The sequence below is a fragment of the Celeribacter sp. PS-C1 genome (genome assembly GCF_019429625.1).
Lineage (GTDB): Bacteria > Pseudomonadota > Alphaproteobacteria > Rhodobacterales > Rhodobacteraceae > Celeribacter.
Window position 1 is genome coordinate 1 of the sequence record NZ_JAHXRW010000031.1, and the last position, 3,578, is coordinate 3,578.

Sequence of the window (3,578 nt, forward strand, 5' to 3'; positions counted from 1 at the left end):
CCCGTTCCTACCGCCACGCCAGAGCCGATGCCTTCGAAATTTGGGCTGAGTATGCACGCGAGTTGATCGCTTGAAAATTACGCGCAGCCCCGTTCTTGAGTGCCATCAATAATAACCTGACAATGCCATCGCCGCGAATGGGAAAACGGGCTTCCAGCAATTCGCCTCCCTCGCAGCATAAGTGTGTCCGCTGAAAGGCTGTTCTGCACTCCCTGATAAAGTTTGCGACAGAACCCCGTCAGCTCTCCGTTTCAACCGCATCCGTGGGGCGCCGGCGCAGCACCTGTACCACGGCCATCACGATGAGTGCGCCGGCGGCGAGGATAAAGGCCGCGGCGATCGGGCGTTGCAGGAAGACCATCGGATCGCCCCGTCCAATCAGAAGGGCGCGCCGCAGGTTGGTTTCGATGAGAGGCCCCAAAACGAACCCAAGCAGCAAGAGCGCCGGGTTGAACCGTGCCAGAGACAGCGCGTAGCCGATGACACCGATCAGGGCGACGGCGAAGATGTCAAAGCTCGACCCACGTACCGAATAGACGCCGAGGCTGACAAAGATCAGGATGGCGGGGTAGAGCCAGCGGAACGGGATGCGCAGCATTGACACCCAGATGCCGATCAGAGGCAGGTTGAGCACCAAGAGCAACAGGTTTCCGATCCCGAAACTCGCGATCAGGCCCCAGAACATGTCGGGGCGCGCGTCGAGCATCAAGGGGCCGGGCTGTACGCCGTGAATCACCAAGGCGCCCAGCATAAGTGCCATGATCGGATCGCCCGGAATGCCAAGCGAGAGCGTGGGGACAAAGGCGCTGATTGCGGCGGCGTTATTGGCCGCCTCGGGCCCCGCGATGCCTTCGATGGCGCCCTTGCCGAATTGTTCTGAGCGACGCGAGAGGCGGCGTTCGGTGGCATAGGCGAGGAACGACGAAATCGTCGATCCGGTGCCGGGGAGCGCACCGAAAAAACTGCCGAGGCTGGCGCCGCGCAGGGCCGGGAAGGGGATACGGCGCAGCTCTGCCCGGCTGGGCAGAAGATCGCGCAATGCGACGCGCGGCGGCACGCCGGTGCGTTCGGCGACACGAATGTTGGAGATCACCTCCGCCACGCCAAACAGGCCCATCGCCAGCGCCACGAGGTTGATGCCGTCCATCAGCTCGGTCTGGCCAAAGATAAAACGCTGTTCGCCGGAATTTACATCGGTCCCGACACAGCCGAGGATCAGCCCCAGCACGACCATAGCCATGCTCTTCGCCGGGTGTTTCGCGCCGACTGTCGAGGCGGCCACAAGGCCGAGGATCATCATCGCGGCATATTCGGCGGCCCCAAAGGCAATCGCTGCCTGAGCCAAAGCGCCCGACAGCAGGATCAGTACGAGAATCCCGATCATTGATCCTGCAAAGCTGCAGATCATCGAGGTGAACAGGGCCACGCCAGCGCGCCCCTGCTGGGCCAATGGATAGCCGTCGAGCGTGGTGATTGCTGACTGCGGCGTGCCGGGCAGGCGCAGAAGGATGGAGGCCACAGCCCCGCCATATTGCGAGCCGTAATAGACGCCAGCCAGCATCACCAGAGCCGCCTCGGGGGACAGGTAATAGGTGATCGGCAGCAACAGCGAAATCGTGGCCATCGCCCCGATGCCGGGCAAAACGCCGACGAAGGTGCCCAAAAGCACGCCGAGCACACAATAGATCAACACGCCGGGCTGTGTCGCGACGCTCAGCCCGTGCAGAAATCCGTCCCACCCATTCATCGTCTTACGCCTCTCATCGTCCCGGCCAGAGCGGGACGGTCATTTTCAATCCGAAGGAAAACACCGCGACCGACAGCGCGGTGACCACGAGGGCCAACACGATGCGCCAGCCGACCCGCCGATCCGGGGCCGCGAGCGACGCGATCAGCACGCTGGTCAATGTCACCAGAACAAGCCCCAAGCGGTCGAGACCGGCGGCAAAGATCAGGATCGCCGCCAGCACGGCGAGGCATTCTTTCCACGCGATGTGGATCGCCTCACCCTGCCGGGCCAAGGCAGGAAGCGCGACCATCCCCCCCAGAAGCGCCAAGGCTGCGCCAAGGACAGCCGGGAAGAACCCGGGCCCCATTCGGCGCAGTGAGCCAATCTCGTAGTGGGCCAGCGCGTAGAAGACGACGAAGAGGCCGATGGCGGCCAGAAGGACGCCACCAACGAGATCAGGAATGTCGCGCTTCATCGGTTAGTCTTTCGCGTCGATCCGGTCGAGCACCGCACCCCAGACCTTGGTGTCTTCTGCGATACGCTGTTGCAACTCTTCGGCAGAGCCGCCGGCCGCTTGCCAGCCCATGTCGAGCAACCGCTTTTGCACAGCTTCATCCGCAAGGATGGCGTTGATATGGATGCTCAGCGTCTCGACAGTCGCCGCTTCCGTTCCGGCGGGCGCGATGAAGGCGTTCCATAGCTCGGCGCGGAAATCATCGGGCAACCCGGCCTGACCGGCCATGACCGGCACGCCAGGGGCCTGTGCGAATGGTGTCTCGGACGTGATGCCGAGGATTTTCACCTTGCCTGCCTCGACATATTGCATGGCCGCAGAAGGGGCCATGAAGCCGCAATCAATTTCATGACCTATGATCGCGGTCGTGACTTCGGCGTAGGAGGTGAAGGGGATATGGAGCATCTCCACACCGGCACGGTCCGAGAACAGCTCGGCCGTCAGATGCGCGCCCGAGCCTTTGCCGACGGATCCATAGGCGAGGGCTTCGGGTTCTTTGCCAGCGGCTTGGACAAAATTCGCGAGGTCTTCGGCGGGGAAATCGGCGGCGACGACAAGCACCAGCGGCGAGGTCGCGATCAGGGTCACCGGAACAATATCTTCGGCGACGTCATAGCCAAGGCTCGGCGTCAGGCGCGGCGCCGTGGTGAGCGGTCCGTTGATGGTGGTGGCAAAGGTGTTCTTTTGATCCTGAGCGTTCAGCATCTGCTGAATGCCGATCACGCCACCGGCGCCGGGTTTGTTTTCGATCACGATCGGCTGACCCAGCTTTTCGGCCAGCGGTTCGGTCACGATGCGGGCCAGAAGGTCGGGGGAGGAGCCTGCGGGGAAGCCCACATAGACATGCTGAGGCTGGCTCGGCCAGGCGGCGTCCTGGGCCAGAGCGGGGTTGCAAAGCGTCATGGCGGCGGCACCCAAAAGGGCCGCACGGCGCGAAATGATCATGGTAGAGCCTCCCGAGGTCATATGTGGCGTAACCGCCGTAAATCGCGCGCAAGATTGCGGAAAGCGCGGGATTTGGCAAGGCGTTGTCAGGATTTACTTTCGCGGGCTCTGTTGCAAACTTTTTCAGCGGCAAGCATTTTGTGGGTCATTGCTGAGATAAGGGGTGTAGCATGAGCGACTTCAAAGGCCGTCATTTCCGGGGTGAAATCGTGCTTTGGGCTGTGCGTTGGTACTGCCGCTATGGGGTTAGCTATCGTGACCTAGAAGAGATGATGGCCGAACGGGGTCATCGGGTTGACCACTCTACGATCTATCGCTGGGTTCAACATTATTCCCCCGAGATCGAAAGGCGCATGCGTTGGCAATGGCGGCACCCTCGATCGAATAGCT

The 3,578-nt window shown here is 61.9% G+C and carries 3 protein-coding genes and 1 pseudogene; 1 reads left to right on the forward strand and 3 read right to left on the reverse strand.

The annotated features are described in order from the left end of the window. Positions 1 to 238 precede the first annotated feature (238 nt). From J5Y17_RS19000 to J5Y17_RS19010, 3 genes are read right to left on the reverse strand one after another with little or no spacing between them, the layout of a single operon-like run. A complete protein-coding gene (locus tag J5Y17_RS19000; protein WP_219787424.1) occupies positions 239 to 1,747 on the reverse strand; it encodes a tripartite tricarboxylate transporter permease in 1,509 nt (502 codons plus the stop codon). A gap of 13 nt (positions 1,748 to 1,760) precedes the next feature. Further along, on the reverse strand, positions 1,761 to 2,204 hold the full coding sequence (locus J5Y17_RS19005) for a tripartite tricarboxylate transporter TctB family protein (RefSeq protein ID WP_219787425.1): 444 nt from the start codon (positions 2,202 to 2,204) through the stop codon (positions 1,761 to 1,763). Between the two features lie 3 nt (positions 2,205 to 2,207). After that, positions 2,208 to 3,188, reverse strand: coding sequence for a tripartite tricarboxylate transporter substrate binding protein (locus tag J5Y17_RS19010; RefSeq protein WP_219787426.1), 981 nt, complete (start codon positions 3,186 to 3,188; stop codon positions 2,208 to 2,210). Positions 3,189 to 3,358: 170 nt separating this feature from the next. On the opposite strand from J5Y17_RS19010, the pseudogene J5Y17_RS19015 reads away from it, so the two are divergent. Next, positions 3,359 to 3,578 (forward strand): annotated as a pseudogene (locus J5Y17_RS19015) (IS6 family transposase); the annotation flags it as partial.